The organism is Sphingomonas nostoxanthinifaciens, assembly GCF_019930585.1.
Lineage (GTDB): Bacteria > Pseudomonadota > Alphaproteobacteria > Sphingomonadales > Sphingomonadaceae > Sphingomonas_I > Sphingomonas_I nostoxanthinifaciens.
On record NZ_CP082839.1, the window covers coordinates 845,708 to 866,492 of the forward strand.

Sequence of the window (20,785 nt, forward strand, 5' to 3'; positions counted from 1 at the left end):
GCCTGTATGGGCCGGAAAATGCTTGAATCACGGGATGATTCGTGATTCGCTTTTTACCATGTCGAAACGTCCGGCCCGTTCACTCATCCGGTCCGCCATCGGGCCGGCGATCGCGCTGTTCGTGATCGCTTATTTCGCCGGCGCGGCCATCGTCGGCCCGAACGGGCTGACGTCGCTCGCCGGATATCGCCATCAGCGCGCCGTGCGGCTGGCGCAGCTCCAGTCGCTGCAGGCGACGCGTGATCGCCTCGCGCATCATGCCGGATTGCTCGATCCGCATCATGTCGATCCCGATTATGCCGACGAATTGATCCGCCGCCAGACCGGGCAGATCCGGCCCGATGAGGTAATCCTTCCCGGCAACTGAGTTGCGTCCAATGCAATGGCGTATGCGTTAGATGCATTGTGGTCGGCCGGAACTCGGTCCTATAGGGGCGCAACACGTTTCTGCAGGAGAGCGAACGCCTTGGCCCGAGCAGCCCGAACCGCGAAACCGCAGTCGGAGGTGGCACCCCTTGCCGCCCCCAACCGCGAGCGTCCGCCCGAACCGGCCCACTACGAGGGCACGAACGAGGAACTGCTCGAATTCTACCGGCAGATGCTGCTCATCCGCCGCTTCGAGGAAAAGGCCGGGCAGCTTTACGGACTCGGCCTGATCGGCGGCTTCTGCCACCTCTACATTGGCCAGGAAGCGGTCGCGGTCGGCCTTCAGTCGGCGCTCACGGTCGGGCGTGATTCGGTCGTCACCGGCTATCGCGACCATGGCCACATGCTGGCCTACGGCATCGATCCCAAGGTCATCATGGCCGAGCTTACTGGCCGCGCCGCCGGCATTTCGCGCGGCAAGGGTGGCTCGATGCACATGTTCTCGGTCGAGCATGGCTTCTACGGCGGCCATGGCATCGTCGGTGCGCAGGTGTCGATCGGCGCGGGCCTCGGCTTCAAGCATAAGTATGCCGAGGATGGCGGCGTCGCGCTCGTCTATTTCGGCGACGGTGCGGCCAATCAGGGCCAGGTCTACGAAAGCTTCAACATGGCGGAGCTGTGGAAGCTGCCGGTGATCTTCGTGATCGAGAACAACCAATATGCGATGGGCACCAGCGTCAATCGCGCCTCGTCCGAGGATCAGCTCTACAAGCGCGGCGAAAGCTTCCGCATCCCCGGCATCCAGGTCGACGGCATGGACGTGCAGGCGGTGCGCGGCGCGGCCGAGACCGCGCTCGCATGGGTGCAGGCCGGCAAGGGCCCGGTGTTGCTCGAGCTGAAGACCTATCGCTATCGCGGTCACTCGATGTCCGATCCGGCCAAGTATCGCTCGCGCGAGGAAGTGCAGTCGGTTCGCGACAAGTCGGACCCGATCGATCATCTCGCCCGCGTGCTCGCCGAGCGCGGCATCGGCGAGGAGCAGCTGAAGGCGCTCGACAAGGATATCCGCAAGATCGTGGCCGACTCGGCCGCGTTCGCGGAGGAGAGCCCCGAGCCTGACGCCGCCGAGCTTTACACCGACGTCCTCGTCGACACCTATTGAGCGCGAGACACGATGCCGATTGAACTCAAAATGCCCGCGCTTTCCCCGACGATGGAGGAAGGCACCCTGTCCAAATGGCTCGTCAAGGAAGGCGACACGGTCAAGTCCGGCGACGTGCTGGCCGAGATCGAGACCGACAAGGCGACGATGGAGTTCGAGGCGGTCGACGAAGGCACCGTGTCGAAGATCGTCGTCGCCGAGGGCACCGACAATGTGAAGGTCGGCGCGGTGATCGCGCTGATCCTCGGCGAGGACGAGGATGCCTCGGCCGCGCCCGCGCCCAAGGCGGAGCCGGTCCAGCAGCCGTCCGACCAGAAGACCGAGCCGGAGGGCGAGAGCCGCTCCGAAACGGCGCCCAAGCGGATGGAGACCGCCGCGCGCGCGCTCGTCGCGGACGTCGCCGACACGCGCGACGATCCCGAGGTGCCCGAGGGCACCGAGCTGGTCCGCACCACCGTGCGCGACGCGCTGCGCGACGCCATGGCGGAAGAGATGCGCACCAACGACCGCATCTTCGTGATGGGTGAAGAGGTCGCCGAATATCAGGGCGCCTATAAGGTGACGCAGGGCCTGCTGCAGGAGTTCGGCCCGAAGCGCGTCATCGACACGCCGATCACCGAATATGGCTTTGCCGGCATCGGCACCGGCGCGGCGATGGCCGGCCTGCGCCCGATCGTCGAGTTCATGACGTTCAACTTCGCCATGCAGGCGATCGACCACATCATCAACTCGGCCGCCAAGACCAATTATATGTCGGGTGGCCAGATGCGCTGCCCGATCGTGTTCCGCGGGCCGAACGGCGCCGCGGCCCGCGTCGGCGCGCAGCACAGCCAGAATTATGGGCCATGGTATGCGGCCGTGCCTGGCCTGATCGTGATCGCGCCTTATTCGGCGGCGGATGCCAAGGGCCTGCTCAAGGCGGCGATCCGCTCGAACGATCCGGTCGTGTTCCTCGAGAACGAGCTGCTCTACGGCCAGAGCTTCGACGTGCCGAAGCTCGACGATTACGTCCTGCCGATCGGCAAGGCGCGCGTCGTGAAGCCGGGCAGGGACGTGACCCTGGTCAGCTATTCGATCGGCGTCGGCGTCTCGCTGGAAGCCGCCAAGCAGCTGGCCGAAGAGGGCATCGACGCCGAGGTGATCGACCTGCGCACCTTGCGCCCGCTCGACAAGGCGACCGTGCTCGCGAGCCTCAACAAGACCAACCGCATGGTGGTGGTCGAGGAAGGCTGGCCGACCTGCTCGATCTCGTCCGAGATTGCGGCGATCGCGATGGAAGACGGCTTCGACGATCTCGACGCGCCGGTGCTGCGCGTCACCAATGTCGACGTGCCGCTGCCTTATGCCGCCAACCTCGAAGGCATGGCGCTGATCAAGGCCGAGCATGTCGTCGCTGCCGCGAAGAAGGTCTGCTATCGCTGAGCCATGTGGGGCGGATCTCCGCCCCACACGCTCGTCGTCCCGGCGCAGGCTGGGATCTCGTGCGGTACGCGAGGCGCTTCTCCTTGGGAGATCCCGGCGTTCGCTGGGATGACGTAAAGTGACTGACATCCTCGCCGATCCGGAACGGGCGCTGTCGGTGGCCTATGCGCCCACCCGCACTCGCCCCGCGCTCGCGACCTTGTTCCAGCTCGACGAGCGGCTGGGCACGATCGTCGGCACCACCAGCGAGGCGATGATCGGGCTGATGCGCCTCGCCTGGTGGCGCGAGGCGCTGGAGCGGCTCGATCGCGCGCCGGCGCCCGCCGAACCCCAGCTTCAGGCGATCGCGGCGCTTCTGCTTCCGGCCGGCTTGAGCGGCGCGACCCTGGCCGAAATCGAGGATGGCTGGACGGCGTTGCTCGACGGACCAGCCGACGCCGCAGCGATCGCCCGCCACGGTTGCGAGCGCGGCGCCAAGCTGTTCGCCTGTGCCGCCCGCCTGCTCGAATCGGACGATCCGCGCGTGGCGCCGGCCGGGCAGGGCTGGGCGCTTGCCGATCTGGCGCATCGCCATTCCGAGCCGGCGGTGCGTGACGAGGCGCGGCGGCAGGCGCGCGCACTGCTCGATCTGCTGCCCGCCGGTCGCTGGCCCAAGGCGCTGCGTCCGCTCGCCGCGCTGGCGGTGCTCGCCCAGGGCGACGTGGCGACCGACGCACCGCGCCGCCAGGGCTCGCCGGCGCGGCTCGCGCGGATGCTGGCCATGCGCCTCACCGGGCGATAGCGTCGGCCCGATTCGGTCGGGGAAAGCGGATGTGGCGCTATCTGGTTGGGATGCTCGCGGGCGTGCTGCTGGTCGGTGGCGGCGTGCTGCTGTGGGGTGGTGGCACCGGCCCGCATCGTGCGCGGCTGGCCGCGCTGGGCAATATGGCGGCCGCTGCAAATATCGAAGACGTGCCCGAGCCGCCCGCCGCCAGCGAGAAGACGCGCGAGGAGAAACGATTCTCGCGCTACGATCACGACAAGGACGGGAATGTCAGCCGCGACGAATTCCTCGCCGCGCGCCACAAGGCGTTCGCCAAGCTGGACACCAACAGTGATGGCCGGCTCGATTTCGACGAATATGCGATCAAGACCACAAAGCGCTTCGCCGATGCGGATGCCGATCATGACGGCAAGCTCGTCGCCGCCGAATTCGCCGCCACGAAGATCGCCCGCAAGACGCGGCCACGCACCGCCTGCGCGCCCGATGCCGCGCCGCGCGAAGCCGTCGACGACACCTGACGGAAACCGAAACCGCGCGGATCGTTTGTCGAAGCGTTGCGAACCGCTAAGCGCGACCAACAGGATGGAGAATAAGATGGGTCGGATCAGGATTGCGCTCGGCATTGCGGGGCTGGCCCTTTTGGCGGGTTGCGCGAGCTCGCCGGAAACGCGCGTCACGCGCTTCCACCTGAACGCGCCGATCGCCACCGGCCAGATCGCGGTCGAGCCGCTGGTGCCGTCCGACAAGGGCAGCGTCGAATTCCAATCCTATGCCGACATCGTCGGGCGCGAACTCGCGAAGCTTGGCTTCACCGAGGCGCCGGGCCTGCGCGCGTCGGAGCAGGTGGCGGTGATCTCGGTCGAGCGCGGGACGCGTGAAGCGATGCGTCGGTCGGGTCTGTCGATCGGCCTCGGCGGCGGCAGCTATGGGCGCGGCGGTGGGGTCGGGGGTGGCGTCACCGTACCGGTGGGCCACAGCACCAACGAGATCGTCGTCACGAAGATGGTCGTGCAGATCAAGCGCCGCTCCGACGCGACGGTGATCTGGGAAGGCCGCGCCGAAACCGCGGCGCCGGTCGCCTCGGCCGATGCCCAGCCGACGGCGGCGGTCACGCGGCTCGCCGCGGCGCTGTTCAAGGGCTTTCCGGGCGTGTCGGGGGACACTATCACGGTCAAATGACGTCCCATATCTCCGCCGCGTTCGACAGCGGCAATATCCGGCTGGTTGCACAGGACGGTGATCGCTTCGATCTTGAGATCGTCAGGGATCACCAGTCCGACTTCTACCAATGGTTTCATTTTCGCCTGACGGGTGCGCGCGACCGCGACGTCGAACTGCGCATCACCAACGCCGCCACCTCGGCCTATCCGCTGGGCTGGCCCGGCTATCGTACACGCTGGTCGACCGATCGCGACGATTGGCGGCTGGCCGACACGGCCTATGAGGACAAGGTGCTCGTCATCCGCCACCGGCCGGAGAGCGACAGCATCTGGTTCGCTTATTTCGCGCCTTATTCGATGGAGCGCCATCACGATCTGATCGCGACCATGGCGGCGCAACCGGGCGTGTCCTATCGCTCGCTCGGCCAGTCGCTCGACGGCCAGGAGATCGATTGCCTCACGCTCGGCGAGGGCAAGCTGCAGGTGTGGCTCTATGCCCGCCAGCATCCCGGCGAGAGCATGGCCGAATGGTGGATGGAGGGCGCGCTCGAGCGGCTGGCCGACCTGTCCGATCCGGTCACGCGCGTGCTGCGGCGCGAGGCGACCTTCCACGTCGTGCCCAACATGAATCCCGACGGGTCGCGCCGGGGGCACCTGCGCACCAATGCGGCGGGCGTGAACCTCAACCGCGAATGGCATGCGCCGACGCCCGAGCGCAGCCCCGAAGTGCTGGGCGTGCGCGCGGCGATGGACGCGACTGGCGTCGATTTCGCGATGGACGTGCACGGCGACGAGGCGATCCCCTATGTGTTCATCGCCGGGTTCGAGGGGATTCCGAGCTGGACGGACCGGCAGGGCCAATTGTTCGCGCGCTTCCGCGAGACGCTCGCGCGGCGCTCGCCCGATTTCCAGGTGAAGCATGGCTATGGCGTGGCCGGGCCCGGCGCGGCGAACCTTACCATGTCGACCAACCAGCTCGCCGAGCGCTTCGGCGCGGTGGCGATGACGCTGGAGATGCCGTTCAAGGACAATGACGACCTGCCCGATCCGGAGTTCGGCTGGTCGGCCGAGCGCTCGAAGCTGCTGGGTGCCGACTGCCTCGGCGCGCTGCACGAGATGATCGGGGCGTTCTGATCGCCGTGAGCGTGCCGGCAGCGTGATCGTTCGCAACCGCCCGAGCTTCCGCGACGTCCTGTTCGCGACGCGCGGCTCGATCCTGCCGCGCATCCTGCGACCCTTGCTGTTCATCGTCGCCGCCTCGATCGTGGCGGTGGTCGTCGCGGGGGTTCGCCCGGGCCTCATGACCGGGCTGTCGGCGATGCCGTTCACCCTCGTCGGCCTGTCGCTGTCGATCTTCATGAGCTTCCGCAATACCGCCTGCTACGATCGCTGGTGGGAAGGGCGGAAGCTGTGGGGGCAACTCATCATCGCCAGCCGCGCCTTCGCGCGTCAGGTGTCGGCGCTGCCGTTGGCCGAGCGGGCACCGCTGCTTGAGGGGCTATGTGGCTTTGCTGCAGGCCTCGCGGCGAGCCTGCGCGAGGGTGACGAGGTTGCGGCGATCGAGCGTTACGCGCCGGCGGGCGACTGGGGCGGCACACCCAACCCGACCAATGCCGTGCTGTCGGCGGTCGGTGCCCGCTGCCTCGCCTTGATGGCATCGGGCGCGATCACGCCGATCCATTATTCGATCCTCGAAATCCAGCTGACCGAGCTCAGCCATGTGCAGGGCGGATGCGAGCGCATCAAGGGGACGCCCGTGCCCTTCTCCTACTCGCTGCTGCTGCATCGCACTGCCTACGTCTTCTGCCTGCTCCTGCCGTTCGCGCTGGCGCCGGCATTGGGCTGGTGGACGCCGCTGCCGACCTTCCTCGTCAGCTATGCCTTCTTCGGATTGGATGCGCTCGGCGACGAGCTGGGCGATCCGTTCGGCACCGACCAGAACGACCTGCCGCTCGACAGCATGGTGCGCACGATAGAACGCGAACTGCTCCATGCGGCGGGGCATGTCGACCTGCCGCCGGTCGCGTCGGCGCGGGATTTCGTCTTGCTTTGATGGTTCGTCGCGCCGCCGCCGGGATCATCCCGGCGACGGCGCAGCCGTTGCGTTCAGGCCCAGGTGGCCATGGCGGCTTCGAGGTTGACGCGGATCTGTTCGAAGAACTGCTCGGTCGTCATCCACGCCTGATCGGGGCCGATCAGAATCGCGAGATCCTTGGTCATGTGGCCGTTCTCGACCGTCTGGATGCAGACCTTCTCCAGCGTCTCGGCGAAGCGCGTCACGTCGGGTGTGCCGTCGAACTTGCCACGGAACTTGAGGCCGCCGGTCCATGCGAAGATCGACGCGATCGGGTTGGTCGAGGTCGCCTTGCCCTGCTGATGCTGGCGATAGTGGCGCGTGACGGTGCCGTGCGCGGCTTCCGCCTCGATCGTCTTGCCGTCGGGCGTCATCAGCACCGACGTCATCAGGCCGAGCGAACCGAAGCCCTGTGCCACCTGATCCGACTGCACGTCGCCGTCGTAATTCTTGCAGGCCCAGACGAACTTGCCGCTCCACTTGAGCGCGCTCGCGACCATGTCGTCGATCAGGCGATGCTGATATTCGATGCCGGCGGCGGCGAAGCTTTCCTTGAAGCCCTTGGTGTCGAACACCTCCTGGAACAGGTCCATGAAGCGGCCGTCATACGCCTTGAGGATGGTATTCTTGGTCGAGAGGTAGAGCGGCCACTTGCGCTCCAGCGCATAGTTCATGCTGGCGCGGGCGAAGTCGCGGATCGAATCGTCGAGATTGTACATCGCCTGCGCGACGCCCGAGCTCTTGAAGTCGTACACTTCGCGGTCGATCGTCTCGCCATTCTCGCCTTCCCACACCAGGCGCAGCTTGCCCGGGCCGGGGACGAGGAAGTCGGTCGCACGATACTGGTCGCCGAAGGCGTGGCGGCCGACGACGATCGGGTCGGTCCAGCCGGGGATCAGGCGGGGCACGTTCTGGATCACGATCGGCTCGCGGAAGATCGTGCCGCCGAGGATGTTGCGGATCGTGCCGTTGGGCGACTTCCACATTTCCTTCAGGCCGAATTCCTCGACGCGGCCCTTGTCGGGGGTGATGGTCGCGCACTTCACGCCGACGCCGTGCTTCTTGATCGCATTGGCGCTGTCGATCGTGATCTGGTCGTTCGTCTCGTCGCGCTTCTCGACGGAGAGATCGTAATATTCCAGCTCGATGTCGAGATAGGGGAGGATCAGGCGCTCGCGGATCCATTGCCAGATGATGCGGGTCATCTCGTCGCCGTCGATTTCGACGACGGGGGTGTTGACCTTGATCTTCGCCATGCGTGCCTGCCCAATCTGAATATGAGGAATGCCCGCGGCTCCTACGGCGGTGCGACCACGGATTCAACATTGAGGTGCGTGAGGCCCGCCCGTAGAAGGGGCAATGGCATCACTTCAGTCCGATCCTCCCGGTACACCCAGCGCGGAGTGGCGTTGGCCCGCCGTGCATCCCGAAGGGCGCAAGTTCGTGGTGATCGCCGCGGCGATCGCTCTGGTCGCGTGGTGGCTCGCGCATCCGCTGGGCTGGATCATGCTGGGCATCACCATCTGGGTCGCAGCCTTCTTCCGCGATCCGGTGCGCAGCGTGCCGCAGGGCAAGGGGCTGATCGTGGCGCCGGCCGACGGGCTGATCACGATGATCGTGCAGGTGCCGCCGCCGCGCGAGATGACCGGCGAAGGCGGGCTCGATCCGGCGCCGTGCACGCGCGTCTCGATCTTCATGAGCGTGTTCGACGTGCACATCAATCGCAGCCCGATCGCCGGCACGATCGCGCGCGTCGTCTACATCTCCGGCAAGTTCCTGAACGCCAGCCTCGACAAAGCGAGCGAGGAGAATGAGCGCCAGCATTTCGTGGTCGAGGGCACCGACGGCACGCTCATCGGCTTCACCCAGATTGCCGGGCTGGTCGCGCGGCGGATCATGCCGTTCGTGAAGAATGGCGACATGGTCGCGGCCGGCCAGCGCGTCGGCCTGATCCGCTTCGGCAGCCGCGTCGACGTCTATCTGCCGGCCGGCGCCGCACCGAAGGTGGCATTGGGGCAGCGCTCGATCGCGGGCGAGACCGTATTGGCGCGGCTGGGCGATACGGAGTCGGCGATCGGCCTCCCGCTGTGATCGCTTCGGGATCGTATCGCGCATGATCGAACCGCGTTCGCGCCGGCGGGGCATCCCGCTTCGCGCGGTGACCCCTAATGCGGTGACCGCGCTGGCGCTCTGCTTCGGGCTGACCGGCGTGCGCTTCGCCATCACCGAGGAGTGGGACAAAGCGGTCGGCGCGATCGTCATCGCTGGTGTTCTCGACGGGCTCGATGGCCGCATCGCACGGTTGCTGAAGGCGCAGAGCCGCTTCGGTGCCGAGCTCGATTCGCTGTCCGACGTGATCGCCTTCGGTGTCTCGCCGGCAGTGATCCTGTTCCTGTGGTCGCTGCATTACGTGCCCAAATATGGCTGGGTGATCGCGCTGGCCCATGCGGTGTGCTGCGCGCTTCGCCTCGCGCGCTTCAACGCAACGCTGGATGCCGGCGACAATCCGCGCAAGGCGGCGGGCTATTTCAACGGCGTGCCCGCACCCGCCGGTGCGGCGCTCGCGCTGCTGCCGCTGATCCTGTGGCTCGCGACCGATCAATGGCCGATACTACAGCTTACCTATGTGGTCGCGCCGTGGACGATCATCGTCGCGCTGCTGATGATCTCGGACCTGCCGACCTACGGCTGGGGTTCGTTCCGGGTAAGGCGCGGCGTGCGCCTGCCGCTGCTCTTGCTCGTCGGGCTGGCGGGCGCTTCGCTGCTGACTGCGCCATGGGCCACGCTGAGCGGGCTGGTACTGATCTACGTCGTCGCCATTCCGCTGGCGATTCGCAGCTATGCGCGCGTCAAGCGGCAGCGCGTGTCGTTGAACTTTCCGAGCTGATGCGAACGAAACGAGCACGACGCGCACCCATCACGCGGCGGGTGCGTGCCGGGAGGACGGGGAGCGACGGTGTCGCGCCGAGCGCGCGGCGGAGCGAGGCCCAGTCTTCGGTGAGGCTCCAGCCGATCACCAGCGTTGCGCCGGCGACCAGCATGAGAGAAAGCATAGTCGCAACTGTCTGAACCATAACATAATGCTCCGGTTACCGTCCGGTGTCGTAAACGTGACACCCTGAACGTGGTTGATACGACGACGTTCCATATGTTCGCGTTATGTTCTGTTGTCAAGCGGCCGGGCTGCCTTGTTTTTTGGCGAAATGCTGATAAAGGCCCGCCCATTCCACATGCGGAGCATCATACCGGAGCCGCGGGGTTCGCCCCCGGTCGCCGCTTCGCAGAGGTTCAACCGGGTAGGAGAAATACAATGGCGGCTCGTCCCGTCTCCATGCAGCAGTTGCTCGATTCGGGCGCGCATTTCGGCCACCAGACGCACCGCTGGAACCCGAAGATGAAGCCTTACATCTTCGGCGAGCGCAACGGCGTCCATATCATCGACCTGTCGCAGACCGTGCCGCTGATGGCGCGCGCGCTCGACTTCATCGGCCAGACCGTCGCATCGGGCGGCAAGGTGCTGTTCGTCGGCACCAAGCGCCAGGCGCAGGAGCCGATCGCCGAGGCAGCGCGCTCGTCGGGCCAGCATTACGTCAACCATCGCTGGCTGGGCGGCATGCTCACCAACTGGAAGACGATCTCGGGCTCGATCAAGCGCTACAAGGCGCTCGAGGAGCAGCTTTCGGGTGACACGCACGGCCTGACCAAGAAGGAAGTGCTGCAGCTGACGCGCGAGCGCGACAAGTTCGAGCAGTCGCTCGGCGGCATCCGCGACATGGGCGGCATTCCCGACATCATGTTCGTGATCGACGCGAACAAGGAAGAGCTGGCGATCAAGGAAGCCAACACGCTCGGCATCCCGGTCGTCGCGATCCTCGATTCGAACGTCTCGCCCGACGGCATCGCCTTCCCGATCCCGGCGAACGACGATGCGTCGCGCGCGATCCGCCTGTATTGCGAGGCTGTGGCCGAGGCCGCGACGCGCGGCAGCGTCGCCAGCCGTCGCGACATGGGCGAGGATCTCGGCGCGTCCGAGGCTCCGCCGGCCGAGGAAGCGCTGGCGTAATCATTCTGTCGTCATCCCGGCGCAGGCCGGGATCCAGTCCCGCGCTGTCGGATCTGGACCCCGGTCTGCGCCGGGGTGACGTATCAACTTGGAGGACTGGACTATGGCGGATATCACCGCTGCTGCCGTGAAGGACCTGCGCGAGCGCTCGGGCGCCGGCATGATGGACTGCAAGAAGGCGCTGACCGAGAATGGCGGCGACATGGAAGCCGCGATCGACTGGCTGCGCACCAAGGGCCTCGCCACCGCCGCCAAGAAGTCCGGCCGCACCGCGGCCGAGGGCCTCGTCGGCGTCACGGTCGAAGGCAAGACGGGTGCCGCGGTCGAGGTCAATTCCGAGACCGACTTCGTCGCCAAGAACGAGCAGTTCCAGGATTTCGTCCGCACCGTATCGAAGCTTGCGCTCACCACGGGCAACAGCATCGAGGCGCTTGCCGCCGCTCCCTATCCGGGCAGCGAGGGCAGCGTGCAGGACAAGCTGACCGCGAACGTCGCCACCATCGGCGAGAACCAGCAGCTGCGCCGCGCGAAGGTCGTGTCGGTGAACGAGGGCGCGGTCGTGTCCTACGTCCACAATGCGGCCGGTGCCGGCATCGGCAAGATCGGCGTGCTGGTCGCGCTCGAGGGTTCGGCCCCGGTCGAGAAGATCGAGGCGCTCGGCAAGCAGCTGGCGATGCACATCGCCGCCGCTTTCCCGCAGGCGCTGAACGAGGAAGGTCTCGATGAGGCCCTCGTCGAGCGCGAGCGCGCGATCGCGATGGAAAAGGCTGCCGAGAGCGGCAAGCCGGCCAACATCATCGAGAAGATGGTCGAGGGCGCGGTCGCCAAGTTCCGCAAGGAAAATGCGCTCATCAGCCAGGTCTTCGTCATGGACAACAAGACGCAGATCAAGGACGTGATCGCGGCGGCGGCAAAGGAAGCCGGCGGCTCGATCGCGCTGACCGATTATGTGCGCTTCCAGCTGGGTGAAGGCATCCAGAAGGAAACGAGCGACTTCGCCGCCGAGGTCGCTGCCGCTTCGGGCGTTCCGCAGCAGCCGGCGCCCGTCAACTAAGCGACACGCTTTCGTCGTCCCGGCGCGGGGAACGGTCGGCTCATCTGCTGAGTCGATCGTCCTCGCGCCGGGATGATCCGTCTCTGGGGCAGGGCGACCGCATCGCCGCCCTTGGCACCGCGCACCCGCGCGACTAAGACCTGCCGACTTCAACAAGCCACGAGGACGTTCGAAGCGCATGTCGCAGCCGCCCTTCAAACGCATCCTGCTGAAGCTGTCCGGCGAAGTGCTGATGGGGCAGGGCGGTCAGCCGCTGATCGATCCGGCCATGACGGCGCGCGTCGCCGGCGAGATTGCGGATGCACGCGGCCAGGGCTTCGAGCTGTGCATCGTCGTCGGCGGGGGCAACATCTTCCGCGGCCTCTCTGCCGCTGCCAAGGGCTTCGAGCGGGCGAGCGCCGATTATATGGGCATGCTCGCGACGGTGATGAACGCGCTGGCCGTCCAGAATGCGCTGGAGCAGATCGGCGTCGAGACGCGCGTCCAGTCCGCCATCCCGATGCCGACGGTGTGCGAGCCGTTCATCCGCCGCCGCGCCGAGCGCCACCTGGAAAAGGGCCGCGTCGTGATCTTCGCCGCCGGCACCGGCAATCCCTTCTTCACCACCGACACGGGCGCCGCCTTGCGCGCTGCCGAGATGAGCTGCGACGCGCTGTTCAAGGGTACGTCGGTCGACGGCGTCTACACCGCCGATCCGAAGAAGGATCCGACCGCCACCCGCTACGAAACGGTTGGCTACAGCCAGGTGCTCGCCGCCGACCTGAAGGTGATGGACGCGAGCGCGGTGGCTTTGTGCCGCGACAATGACATTCCGATCGTGGTGTTCAACATTCGCGAGCAGGGCAACTTCGCCCATGTCCTCGCGGGTTCGGGCGTCGCCACGATCGTTCGCAACGAAAAGGAATAAGCCGATGGCGAACGCCTACAGCAAGGCCGATCTGGAGCGCCGCATGCATGGCGCGGTCGATGCGTTGAAGCACGATCTGCAAGGGCTGCGCACCGGTCGCGCCTCGACCAGCCTGCTCGATACGGTGACGGTCGAAATCTACGGCTCCAGCATGCCGCTCAACCAGGCGGCGACCGTCAGCGCACCCGAATCGCGCATGTTGGCGGTGCAGGTGTGGGACAAGAGCAATGTCGGCCCGATCGACAAGGCGATCCGGTCGGCCGGTCTGGGCCTCAACCCGATCGTCGACGGCCAGAATCTGCGCATCCCGATCCCCGATCTGACCGAGGAGCGGCGCAAGGAGCTGGCCAAGCTCGCCGGCCAATATGCCGAGAAGGCGCGCATCGCGGTGCGCAACGTGCGCCGCGACGGCATGGACGCGCTCAAGACCGACGAGAAGAAGAACGGCCTGTCCGAGGACGAGCGCAAGCGGCTCGAGACCGAGGTGCAGAAGCTGACCGACGCGACCATCGCCGATCTCGACGCGCTGACGAGCGCGAAGGAAAAGGAAATCCTCGGCAAGTGAGCGGGCTGCCGTCCTCGGCGACGGTGCCGGACGGCGGCGGGGGTGCCCCGCTGCCGCGCCATGTCGCGATCATCATGGATGGCAATGGCCGCTGGGCGAAGCAGCGCCACCTGCCGCGCATCGCCGGCCACCGCGCCGGCGTCGATGCCGTTCGCCGCACGATTCGCGCTGCTGCCGAGATCGGTATCGAGGCGCTGACGCTCTACGCTTTCTCGTCCGAAAACTGGCGACGGCCCGAGGAAGAGGTCGCCGACCTGATGGGTCTGCTGCGCTATTACATCAAGCGCGAGATCGCCGAGCTCGATCGCAACGGCGTGCGCCTCCAACTGATCGGCGACTGGCGCCGCTTCGCTCCGGACATCGTCGCCGACCTTGAAGAGGCGTGCGCGCGCACCGCGGGCAATCGCCGCCTCGATGTCGCGGTCGCGCTCAATTATGGTGCGCAGGACGAACTGGTGCGTGCCGTGCGGGCGATCGCGACCGAGGCGCAGGCCGGCCTGCTCGATCCCGCCGCGATCGATCGCACGACGATCGAGGAGCGGCTCGATACGCGCGCGCTGCCGCCGCTCGATCTGCTGATCCGCACCTCGGGCGAGGAGCGGCTGTCCAATTTCCTGCTGTGGCAGGCGGCTTATGCCGAACTTATGTTCGTCGACACCCTCTGGCCGGATTTCGACCGCGCTGCGCTGGAACGCGCGGTGGCCGAGTTCGCCCGGCGCGAACGGCGCTATGGCGGACGCTGAGATACAGGCCACGCCGAGCAAGCGAGGTTCCGATCTCGGGCGCCGTGCGGTCGTCGGTGTCGTGCTGGCGGCGGTCGCGCTGGGCGCGTTGTGGACCGGCGGTATCGTGTTGTGGATGCTCGCGACGATCGTCGCCCTCGTTGCGCTGATCGAATGGGGCGGGCTGGTCGGCGCCGATCGTTTGCGACTGGCGGGCGCGATCGTGATCCTCGCGGTGGCGATGGCCTATGCCATGCCGATGCTGTGGGATACCGATCGGTCGACCGTCTCGCTGCTGCTGATCGCCGCGCTGCTGTTCGCGCTGGCGCCCGGCTGCGCACCCACGGCGTGGGGGCTGGCCTATGCGGGGACGGCCTCGATCGGCCTGCTCTATCTGCGCGAATTGCCCAACGGCCTGATGCTCGCTTTGTGGACCTTGGTGATCGTGTGGGCGACCGACATCGGCGCTTATTTCGCCGGCCGCGCGATCGGCGGGGCGAAGCTTGCGCCGTCGATCAGCCCGAACAAGACGTGGTCCGGCCTGATCGGTGGCATGGCCGCCGCGGCGATCGTGGGCGGGCTTGTCGCGGCGGGCGGCCGGCTGCCATTCGCGACGCTGTGGCTGGGTGCGCCACTTGCAATCGTGGCGCAGGCGGGCGACCTGCTCGAAAGCTGGCTCAAGCGGCGCGCGGGCGTCAAGGATTCGGGGCGGCTGCTGCCGGGGCATGGCGGCGTTCTCGATCGGATCGACGGCGCGCTGCCGGTGCTGATCCTGGTCGCCGCCATCAACGCGAACGGGACTTTTTGACGATGCGGCGGACGATCACCATCCTGGGCGCGACCGGCTCGATCGGCACCTCCACGCTCGACCTGGTCGAGCGCGATCCAGAGGCGTTCGAGATCGTCGCGCTCACCGCGCAGCGCGATGTCGCGGGGCTGGCTGCCGCCGCGCGGCGGACGCGCGCGCGCTTGGCCGTGATCGGCGACGAAACGCTCATTGCGCCGCTGCGCGAGGCGCTGGCGGGCAGCGACGTCGAGGCGGCGGCGGGCGCCGACGCCATCGCCGAGGCGGCGGCGCTCGGCGCCGACTGGACGATGGCGGCGATCGTCGGCACCGCCGGCCTGCGCCCGACCATGGCGGCACTGGGTCACGGACGAACCGTCGCGCTCGCCAACAAGGAATCGCTCGTCTCGGCCGGCGCGCTGATGACCGAGGCGGCTCGACAGGCCGGCGCGACGCTGCTGCCGGTCGATTCGGAGCACAATGCCGTGTTCCAGTGCTTCCCGCATCACGACGTGTCGCAGGTGAAGCGCGTCATCCTCACCGCGAGCGGTGGTCCGTTCCGCACGATGCCGCGCGACGAGATGGCGCGGGTGACGCCAGCGCAGGCGGTGAAGCATCCCAATTGGTCGATGGGTGCCAAGATCTCGGTCGACAGCGCGACGCTGATGAACAAGGGGCTCGAGCTGATCGAGGCGCATCACCTGTTCCCGGTCGGGGCTGATCGCTTCGCGGTAATCGTCCATCCGCAATCGGTGGTCCATTCGATGGTCGAATATGTCGATGGATCGGTGCTCGCACAGATGGGCACGCCCGACATGCGCACCCCGATCGCGCACACGCTCGCCTGGCCGAAACGGATGGGGACGCCGTGCGCGCCGCTCGACCTCGCCGAGGTCGGCCGGCTCGATTTCGAGGAGCCCGATCTCGGCCGCTTCCCGGCGCTGGGGCTGGCGATGGCGGCGCTTGCCGCCGGCGGCGCGCGTCCGGCCGTGCTCAATGCCGCGAACGAGGTGGCGGTCGCCGCCTTCCTCGACGGGCGCATCGGTTTTCTCGATATCGTCTTAATCGTGGAGAAAGTGCTCGAACGCTACGACCCCGCTCCGCCCGCTTCGATCGACGAGGCACTCGCGATCGATGCCGAGGCGCGGGCGGTGGCAAGAACGGCGACGGAGCTTCAGACTGCATGATTCACGTGCCGGGCATCATCCTCACGATCCTCGGCTTCATCGCCGTCATCGGCCCGCTCGTGTTCATCCACGAAATGGGACATTATCTCGCCGGGCAGTTGTTCGGCGTTAAGGCCGACATCTTCTCGATCGGCATGGGCCGCGAGATCATGGGCTGGACCGATCGGCGCGGCACCCGCTGGAAGGTGTCGGCGCTCCCGATCGGCGGCTACGTCAAGTTTGCCGGCGACATGGGGCCGGCGAGCGAGCCCGATCCCGCATGGCTGCGTCTGCCGCCCGAGGAGCGCGCCAAGACCCTGCAGGGCAAGCCGGTGTGGCAGCGCTTCATCATCGTCGCGGCAGGCCCGATCACCAATTTCCTGCTCGCGATCGCGATCTTCGCCGGCTTCTTCGCGGCGTACGGCGTGCCGCGCACGCCGACGGTGATCGCTAACATCGTCAAGGGCTCCGCGGCCGAGGCGGCGGGCCTCCACATCGGCGACCGCATCGTCGCGGTTGCCGGCCGTTCGGTCGACCGGTTCGAGGATGTCGCGCAGATCGTGTTCCTGCGGCCCGGCCGCCCGCTGCCCTTGGTTTACGAGCGTGCCGGTGCGACGAAGATCGTGCAGGTCACACCGCAGCGGATCGTCGACGTCGACGCCGCCGGCAATCGCGCCGAGCGCGGGCTGCTCGGTGTCAGTCCGGGTATGGCGGTGAACGTGCGGCTGGGCGTGGTCGGCACGCTCGGGGCGGCGGTCGACGCCACCTGGGGTACGGTGCGGATGATGGTCGACGTGATCGGCCAGATCGTCGGTGGCGAACGGTCGGCGCGCGAACTTGGCGGACCGCTGAAGATCGCGCAATATTCGGGCGAGACGGTCAGTCTGGGGCTGCTGCCGTTCATCCGCTTCATGGCGCTCATCTCGATTAATCTCGGCTTCATCAACCTTCTGCCAATCCCTCTGCTGGATGGCGGCCACCTCTTTTTCTATCTGATCGAGGGGGTGTGGCGTCGCCCTTTGCCAGCCCAGGCGCAGGAGTGGGCATTCCGTTCGGGGCTTGCGCTGTTGCTCGGTTTCATGCTGTTCGTGACGGTCAACGATCTGGCTTCGTTTGGTCTCTTCCGGAAGCTTGCCGGCTTGATCGGCTGATCGGGATGGGGCAGGGCAGGGCCTGCCGGACAAGGGGCCCCGGCTTTTCCGGATATTTGATTGAAGGCGGGGTTGCGTGAGCGAAATTGAGGTTGGTGTCGGACGCCGCGCCCGCATGCGGCTGGCGCCCGCGCTGATGATAGGGACGATGATCGCCGGCATGCCTGCGGTCGCCGCGCGCAAAGCGCCCGCGCCCAAGCCGGCTGCCGCTGAAGCCGCTCCTGCTCCGGTTGTTTCAACGCCGGCGGTGCAGCCCGGTTCCGGGACAATCCGTTCGATCGCCGTCAGCGGCAATCAGCGGCTGGAGGCGGATACCGTCCGTTCGTACATCAAGCTCAAGCCGGGCGACCATTATACCCGCGAACTGCTCGATCAGGCGCTGAAGGATCTCTACGCGTCGGAGCTGTTCGCCGACGTGACGATCGCCGGAGCCGATACGGGCGACATCGTGCTGCGCGTGCGCGAGAATCCGGTCATCAACCGCATCGTCCTCGAGGGCAACAAGCGCATCAAGGAAGAGAAGATCCGGCCCGAGATCAAGCTCGCGCCGCGCCAGATCTTCACCCGTTCCAAGGCGCGCGCAGACGTCGCCCGCATCATCGAGCTCTATCGCCGCCAGGGCCGCTACGCCGCGACGGTCGAGCCGAAGATGGTGCTGCTCGACCAGAACCGCGTCGATATCGTGTTCGAGATCCACGAGGGCGCGAAGAGCCGCGTCCAGGCGATCAACATCATCGGCAACCACAAGTTCAAGGCGAGCCGCCTGCGCGCCGAGATGGCGACCAAGACCAGCGGCATCACCCACATCTTCTCGGGCGGCACCAGCTACGATCCCGATCGGCTGGCCTACGACCAGCAGAAGCTGCGGCAATTCTACCTGACCAACGGCTATGCCGACTTCCACGTCGTGTCGGCCGTGGCCGAGCTGACGCCCGACAAGCGCGACTTCATCATCACCTACGTGGTGGACGAGGGGAAGCGCTACCATTTCGGCGACGTCCATATCGAGAGCGACATCCGCGACTTGAAGTCGAAGGATCTCGAATATCTGCTCAAGATCAAGAAGGGCGACTGGTACAACGCCAAGACGGTCGAGGACACGGTCGACAGCCTGACCGAGACGGCTGGCCTGCTCGGCTACGCCTTTGCCGACGTGCGTCCGAATTTCGAACGCGACAAGGACGCGCTCACGATGAGCGTCACCTTCCGCATCGCCAACGCGCCGCGCGTCTATGTCGAGCGGGTCGATATCAACGGCAACACCGTCACGCGCGACAAGGTGATCCGGCGCGAGCTGCGACTGGCCGAGGGCGACGCCTTCAACGGCTTCCGGGTCAAGCGGTCGCGCGATCGCATCCAGAGCCTCGGCTATTTCCAGCAGAAATTCGAGATCGAGCAGAAGCAGGGCTCGGCGCCCGATCGCGTTGTGCTCGAGGCGAACGTCGAGGAGAAGTCGACCGGTCAGCTGCAGGTGTCGGCCGGCTATTCGAGCCTCGAAAAATTCATCGTCAGCCTGTCGATTACCCAGTCCAACTTCATGGGCAAGGGTCAGGAGGTGCGCGCCAGCACCGATTACTCGATCTACTCTAAGTCGGTCAGCGTCGGTTTCACCGAGCCCTATCTGTTCGATCACAATATCGCCGTCGGCGGCGACGTGTTCCGCCGCGACTATAACTCGTTCAATTACGTCGATACCAATCGCAACACGACCTACGACCAGGTCAGCACCGGCTTCCAGATCCGCGCGGGCGTGCCGCTCACCGAATTCTGGAGCCTCGCGCTGCGCTATGGCCTGACCCAGGATAAGGTGTCGCTCAACCAGTCGACCTTCTATTCCGCCTACCTGCCCGACGGGACGCTCGATCCGACCGGCACGCTGCGATGCGACCCGCTCCTCGCCGGCCGCTATCTCTGCGACGCGATCGGCAATCGCACCACCTCGTCGGTCGGCTACAGCGTCGTGTTCGACAATCTGAACGACCGTATCCACCCGACGCGCGGCCAGCGCGCGATCTTCAGCCAGGACGTCGCCGGTCTCGGCGGCAGCGTCCGCTACGTGCGGACCCGCGTCGAAGGGCATAAATATTGGGGCCTGTGGGGCTTCACCCTCTCCGCCAATGCCGAGGGCGGCTATATTCGCAGCCTGGAAGGCGACAAGGGGCCGGGCGTCGACAAGGTGCGCCTGACCGACCGCTTCTACCTCGGCGGCCAGCAGCAGCCCGATTTCGCCGGCTTCGACATTCGCGGCATCGGTCCGCGCGTGCTGCGGCGGTCGTGCCTCACGACCAGCACCACCGTCTGCGAACCGGATCCCGACCGCAAGAATGCCGTCGATGACGCACTTGGCGGCCGTTATTACTATTTCGGCCGACTGGAGATGCTGCTGCCGTTGGGCAACGGTGCGAAGGAACTCGGCATCCGGCCGTCGATCTTCGCCAATATCGGCTCGGTGTGGGGTCTGACCACGCCGAACCTGCAGAGCGTCGGCGTCGGTGGCCAGTTCCGCGAGATCCTGAATTCCGACGGTACGCGCTTGTGCTACGATTCTGCCGGAACGCTGCCGTCGCAGAGCGTCAAGCAGAACACGACCTGCCCGAGTGGGCTCACCCCTTACGGGACGACCATCTCGGGCTTCCAAGAACAATATCTCGGCGATACATGGCGGCCACGCGTATCGGTGGGTATCGGCGTGAACTGGAACTCGCCGTTCGGTCCGTTCCGCATCGATATCGCCAAGGCACTCGTCAAATATCCTGGGGATGCTCCCAAGCTCTTCTCGTTTAACGTAGGAACCCAATTCTGATGAGGATGATCGCAAAGCTTCTCGTCGCGGCTGCTATCGCCGCGCCGCTCGCTGCTCCGGCCATGGCCGAAGTCGCCACTGCCAATCTGGAGGCTGCGGTCGAGCAGTCGGCCGCGATGCAGGCCGCCGCTGCCCAGATCAAGACGCAGTACAAGCCGCAGATCGATGCGTTCAACACGCGCCAGCAGGCGCTGCAGGCGCAGCTTCAGCCGATGGTCCAGGAGATCCAGACGCTGCAGGCCAGCCCCTCGACGCCGAAGCCCACGCTCGACGCGAAGATTGCTGCCGCGCAGGCCAAGCAGCAGGCCGCGCAGCGCGAGCTGCAGGGCCTCGCCGCTCCCTTTGCCCGCCCCAACGCCTATGCGCAGGAGCAGGTGCAGGACAAGCTGGAAGCCGCCGTTCGTGCCGCCATGGCGGCCAAGAACGTCACGGTGCTCGTCCGTCCCGATACGGTTATGGCGGTGGCGCCCGCCGGCGACATTACCAACGATATCGTCGCGCAGCTCAACAACACCGTGAAGACCGTGTCGGTCACCCCGCCGGCCGGCTGGCAGCCGGGCCAGCAGCGTGCCGCTGCCGCGGCGCCTGCGGCGGCCGGTCAGGGCCGCTAAGCGCTTGAGCGA

At 66.5% G+C, this 20,785-nt stretch carries 21 protein-coding genes; 20 read left to right on the forward strand and 1 reads right to left on the reverse strand.

Annotated features, from left to right (window positions below):
• Window positions 1–58: 58 nt before the first annotated feature.
• The 8 genes from K8P63_RS03865 to K8P63_RS03900 all read left to right on the forward strand — a co-directional run bounded on the left by K8P63_RS03865 (window position 59) and on the right by K8P63_RS03900 (window position 6,926).
• On the forward strand, window positions 59–367 hold the full coding sequence (locus K8P63_RS03865) for an FtsB family cell division protein (RefSeq protein WP_223798554.1): 309 nt from the start codon (window positions 59–61) through the stop codon (window positions 365–367).
• Window positions 368–505: 138 nt separating this feature from the next.
• Window positions 506–1,528, forward strand: coding sequence for a pyruvate dehydrogenase (acetyl-transferring) E1 component subunit alpha (gene pdhA, locus K8P63_RS03870; protein ID WP_223798555.1), 1,023 nt, complete (start codon window positions 506–508; stop codon window positions 1,526–1,528).
• 12 nt (window positions 1,529–1,540) lie between these two features.
• Window positions 1,541–2,950 (forward strand): pyruvate dehydrogenase complex E1 component subunit beta, encoded by a 1,410-nt coding sequence (locus K8P63_RS03875; protein ID WP_223798556.1) that lies wholly within the window; start codon window positions 1,541–1,543, stop codon window positions 2,948–2,950.
• 118 nt (window positions 2,951–3,068) lie between these two features.
• Window positions 3,069–3,731 carry a squalene/phytoene synthase family protein gene (locus K8P63_RS03880; protein WP_223798557.1) on the forward strand — a complete coding sequence of 221 codons (663 nt, stop codon included), beginning with the start codon at window positions 3,069–3,071 and terminating at the stop codon, window positions 3,729–3,731.
• Between the two features lie 29 nt (window positions 3,732–3,760).
• Window positions 3,761–4,231, forward strand: a complete 471-nt coding sequence (locus K8P63_RS03885) for an EF-hand domain-containing protein (RefSeq protein ID WP_223798558.1) — start codon at window positions 3,761–3,763, stop codon at window positions 4,229–4,231.
• Window positions 4,232–4,307: 76 nt separating this feature from the next.
• Window positions 4,308–4,892: a DUF4136 domain-containing protein gene (locus K8P63_RS03890; RefSeq protein WP_223798559.1), complete on the forward strand. Its 585-nt coding sequence runs from the start codon at window positions 4,308–4,310 to the stop codon at window positions 4,890–4,892.
• On the forward strand, window positions 4,889–6,007 hold the full coding sequence (locus K8P63_RS03895) for a M14 family metallopeptidase (protein WP_223798560.1): 1,119 nt from the start codon (window positions 4,889–4,891) through the stop codon (window positions 6,005–6,007). The genes K8P63_RS03890 and K8P63_RS03895 overlap by 4 nt, the downstream gene beginning before the upstream one ends.
• Before the next feature lie 22 nt (window positions 6,008–6,029).
• Window positions 6,030–6,926, forward strand: a complete 897-nt coding sequence (locus K8P63_RS03900; protein ID WP_223798561.1) for a bestrophin family protein — start codon at window positions 6,030–6,032, stop codon at window positions 6,924–6,926.
• Between the two features lie 53 nt (window positions 6,927–6,979).
• On the opposite strand, the gene K8P63_RS03905 is transcribed toward K8P63_RS03900, so the two are convergent.
• Complete coding sequence (locus tag K8P63_RS03905; protein WP_223798562.1) at window positions 6,980–8,203, reverse strand: NADP-dependent isocitrate dehydrogenase; 1,224 nt, start codon at window positions 8,201–8,203, stop codon at window positions 6,980–6,982.
• 103 nt (window positions 8,204–8,306) lie between these two features.
• Here K8P63_RS03905 and K8P63_RS03910 point away from each other — a divergent pair, with 103 nt between their 5' ends.
• The 12 genes from K8P63_RS03910 (at window position 8,307) to K8P63_RS03965 (ending at window position 20,773) form a co-directional block, all read left to right on the forward strand.
• Entirely contained in the window at window positions 8,307–9,038 is a 732-nt protein-coding gene (locus K8P63_RS03910) for a phosphatidylserine decarboxylase (RefSeq protein WP_223798563.1), read from the forward strand.
• Window positions 9,039–9,060: 22 nt separating this feature from the next.
• Window positions 9,061–9,834, forward strand: a complete 774-nt coding sequence (locus K8P63_RS03915; protein ID WP_223798564.1) for a CDP-alcohol phosphatidyltransferase family protein — start codon at window positions 9,061–9,063, stop codon at window positions 9,832–9,834.
• Between the two features lie 423 nt (window positions 9,835–10,257).
• Complete coding sequence (gene rpsB / locus K8P63_RS03920; RefSeq protein WP_223798565.1) at window positions 10,258–11,010, forward strand: 30S ribosomal protein S2; 753 nt, start codon at window positions 10,258–10,260, stop codon at window positions 11,008–11,010.
• A 103-nt stretch (window positions 11,011–11,113) separates the two neighbouring features.
• Window positions 11,114–12,064: a translation elongation factor Ts gene (tsf, locus tag K8P63_RS03925; protein ID WP_223798566.1), complete on the forward strand. Its 951-nt coding sequence runs from the start codon at window positions 11,114–11,116 to the stop codon at window positions 12,062–12,064.
• A 178-nt stretch (window positions 12,065–12,242) separates the two neighbouring features.
• Entirely contained in the window at window positions 12,243–12,971 is a 729-nt protein-coding gene (gene pyrH, locus K8P63_RS03930; RefSeq protein WP_223798567.1) for a UMP kinase, read from the forward strand.
• A gap of 4 nt (window positions 12,972–12,975) precedes the next feature.
• Entirely contained in the window at window positions 12,976–13,536 is a 561-nt protein-coding gene (gene frr, locus K8P63_RS03935) for a ribosome recycling factor (RefSeq protein ID WP_223798568.1), read from the forward strand.
• Window positions 13,533–14,279, forward strand: a complete 747-nt coding sequence (locus K8P63_RS03940) for an isoprenyl transferase (protein WP_223798569.1) — start codon at window positions 13,533–13,535, stop codon at window positions 14,277–14,279. The genes frr and K8P63_RS03940 overlap by 4 nt, the downstream gene beginning before the upstream one ends.
• Complete coding sequence (locus K8P63_RS03945) at window positions 14,266–15,066, forward strand: phosphatidate cytidylyltransferase (RefSeq protein ID WP_223798570.1); 801 nt, start codon at window positions 14,266–14,268, stop codon at window positions 15,064–15,066. The genes K8P63_RS03940 and K8P63_RS03945 overlap by 14 nt, the downstream gene beginning before the upstream one ends.
• Window positions 15,063–16,229: a 1-deoxy-D-xylulose-5-phosphate reductoisomerase gene (locus tag K8P63_RS03950; protein ID WP_223798571.1), complete on the forward strand. Its 1,167-nt coding sequence runs from the start codon at window positions 15,063–15,065 to the stop codon at window positions 16,227–16,229. The genes K8P63_RS03945 and K8P63_RS03950 overlap by 4 nt, the downstream gene beginning before the upstream one ends.
• Window positions 16,226–17,359, forward strand: a complete 1,134-nt coding sequence (rseP, locus tag K8P63_RS03955) for an RIP metalloprotease RseP (protein ID WP_223798572.1) — start codon at window positions 16,226–16,228, stop codon at window positions 17,357–17,359. The genes K8P63_RS03950 and rseP overlap by 4 nt, the downstream gene beginning before the upstream one ends.
• 115 nt (window positions 17,360–17,474) lie before the next feature.
• Entirely contained in the window at window positions 17,475–20,162 is a 2,688-nt protein-coding gene (gene bamA, locus K8P63_RS03960) for an outer membrane protein assembly factor BamA (RefSeq protein WP_223799714.1), read from the forward strand.
• Window positions 20,162–20,773: an OmpH family outer membrane protein gene (locus K8P63_RS03965; protein WP_223798573.1), complete on the forward strand. Its 612-nt coding sequence runs from the start codon at window positions 20,162–20,164 to the stop codon at window positions 20,771–20,773. Before bamA ends, K8P63_RS03965 begins: the two co-directional genes overlap by 1 nt.
• Window positions 20,774–20,785: the final 12 nt, after the last annotated feature.

What these genes read in the sequence shown, in the direction of transcription:
- K8P63_RS03910 (WP_223798563.1), top strand. Translation starts at nt 8,307, where the DNA reads ATGGCATCACTTCAGTCCGATCCTCCCGGTACACCCAGCGCGGAGTGG.
- frr (WP_223798568.1), top strand. Translation starts at nt 12,976, where the DNA reads ATGGCGAACGCCTACAGCAAGGCCGATCTGGAGCGCCGCATGCATGGC.
- K8P63_RS03890 (WP_223798559.1), top strand. Translation starts at nt 4,308, where the DNA reads ATGGGTCGGATCAGGATTGCGCTCGGCATTGCGGGGCTGGCCCTTTTG.
- K8P63_RS03865 (WP_223798554.1), top strand. Translation starts at nt 59, where the DNA reads ATGTCGAAACGTCCGGCCCGTTCACTCATCCGGTCCGCCATCGGGCCG.
- K8P63_RS03915 (WP_223798564.1), top strand. Translation starts at nt 9,061, where the DNA reads ATGATCGAACCGCGTTCGCGCCGGCGGGGCATCCCGCTTCGCGCGGTG.
- K8P63_RS03885 (WP_223798558.1), top strand. Translation starts at nt 3,761, where the DNA reads ATGTGGCGCTATCTGGTTGGGATGCTCGCGGGCGTGCTGCTGGTCGGT.
- K8P63_RS03945 (WP_223798570.1), top strand. Translation starts at nt 14,266, where the DNA reads ATGGCGGACGCTGAGATACAGGCCACGCCGAGCAAGCGAGGTTCCGAT.
- tsf (WP_223798566.1), top strand. Translation starts at nt 11,114, where the DNA reads ATGGCGGATATCACCGCTGCTGCCGTGAAGGACCTGCGCGAGCGCTCG.
- K8P63_RS03905 (WP_223798562.1), bottom strand. Translation starts at nt 8,203, where the DNA reads ATGGCGAAGATCAAGGTCAACACCCCCGTCGTCGAAATCGACGGCGAC.
- K8P63_RS03965 (WP_223798573.1), top strand. Translation starts at nt 20,162, where the DNA reads ATGAGGATGATCGCAAAGCTTCTCGTCGCGGCTGCTATCGCCGCGCCG.
- K8P63_RS03875 (WP_223798556.1), top strand. Translation starts at nt 1,541, where the DNA reads ATGCCGATTGAACTCAAAATGCCCGCGCTTTCCCCGACGATGGAGGAA.
- pyrH (WP_223798567.1), top strand. Translation starts at nt 12,243, where the DNA reads ATGTCGCAGCCGCCCTTCAAACGCATCCTGCTGAAGCTGTCCGGCGAA.
- K8P63_RS03895 (WP_223798560.1), top strand. Translation starts at nt 4,889, where the DNA reads ATGACGTCCCATATCTCCGCCGCGTTCGACAGCGGCAATATCCGGCTG.
- bamA (WP_223799714.1), top strand. Translation starts at nt 17,475, where the DNA reads ATGCGGCTGGCGCCCGCGCTGATGATAGGGACGATGATCGCCGGCATG.
- rseP (WP_223798572.1), top strand. Translation starts at nt 16,226, where the DNA reads ATGATTCACGTGCCGGGCATCATCCTCACGATCCTCGGCTTCATCGCC.
- rpsB (WP_223798565.1), top strand. Translation starts at nt 10,258, where the DNA reads ATGGCGGCTCGTCCCGTCTCCATGCAGCAGTTGCTCGATTCGGGCGCG.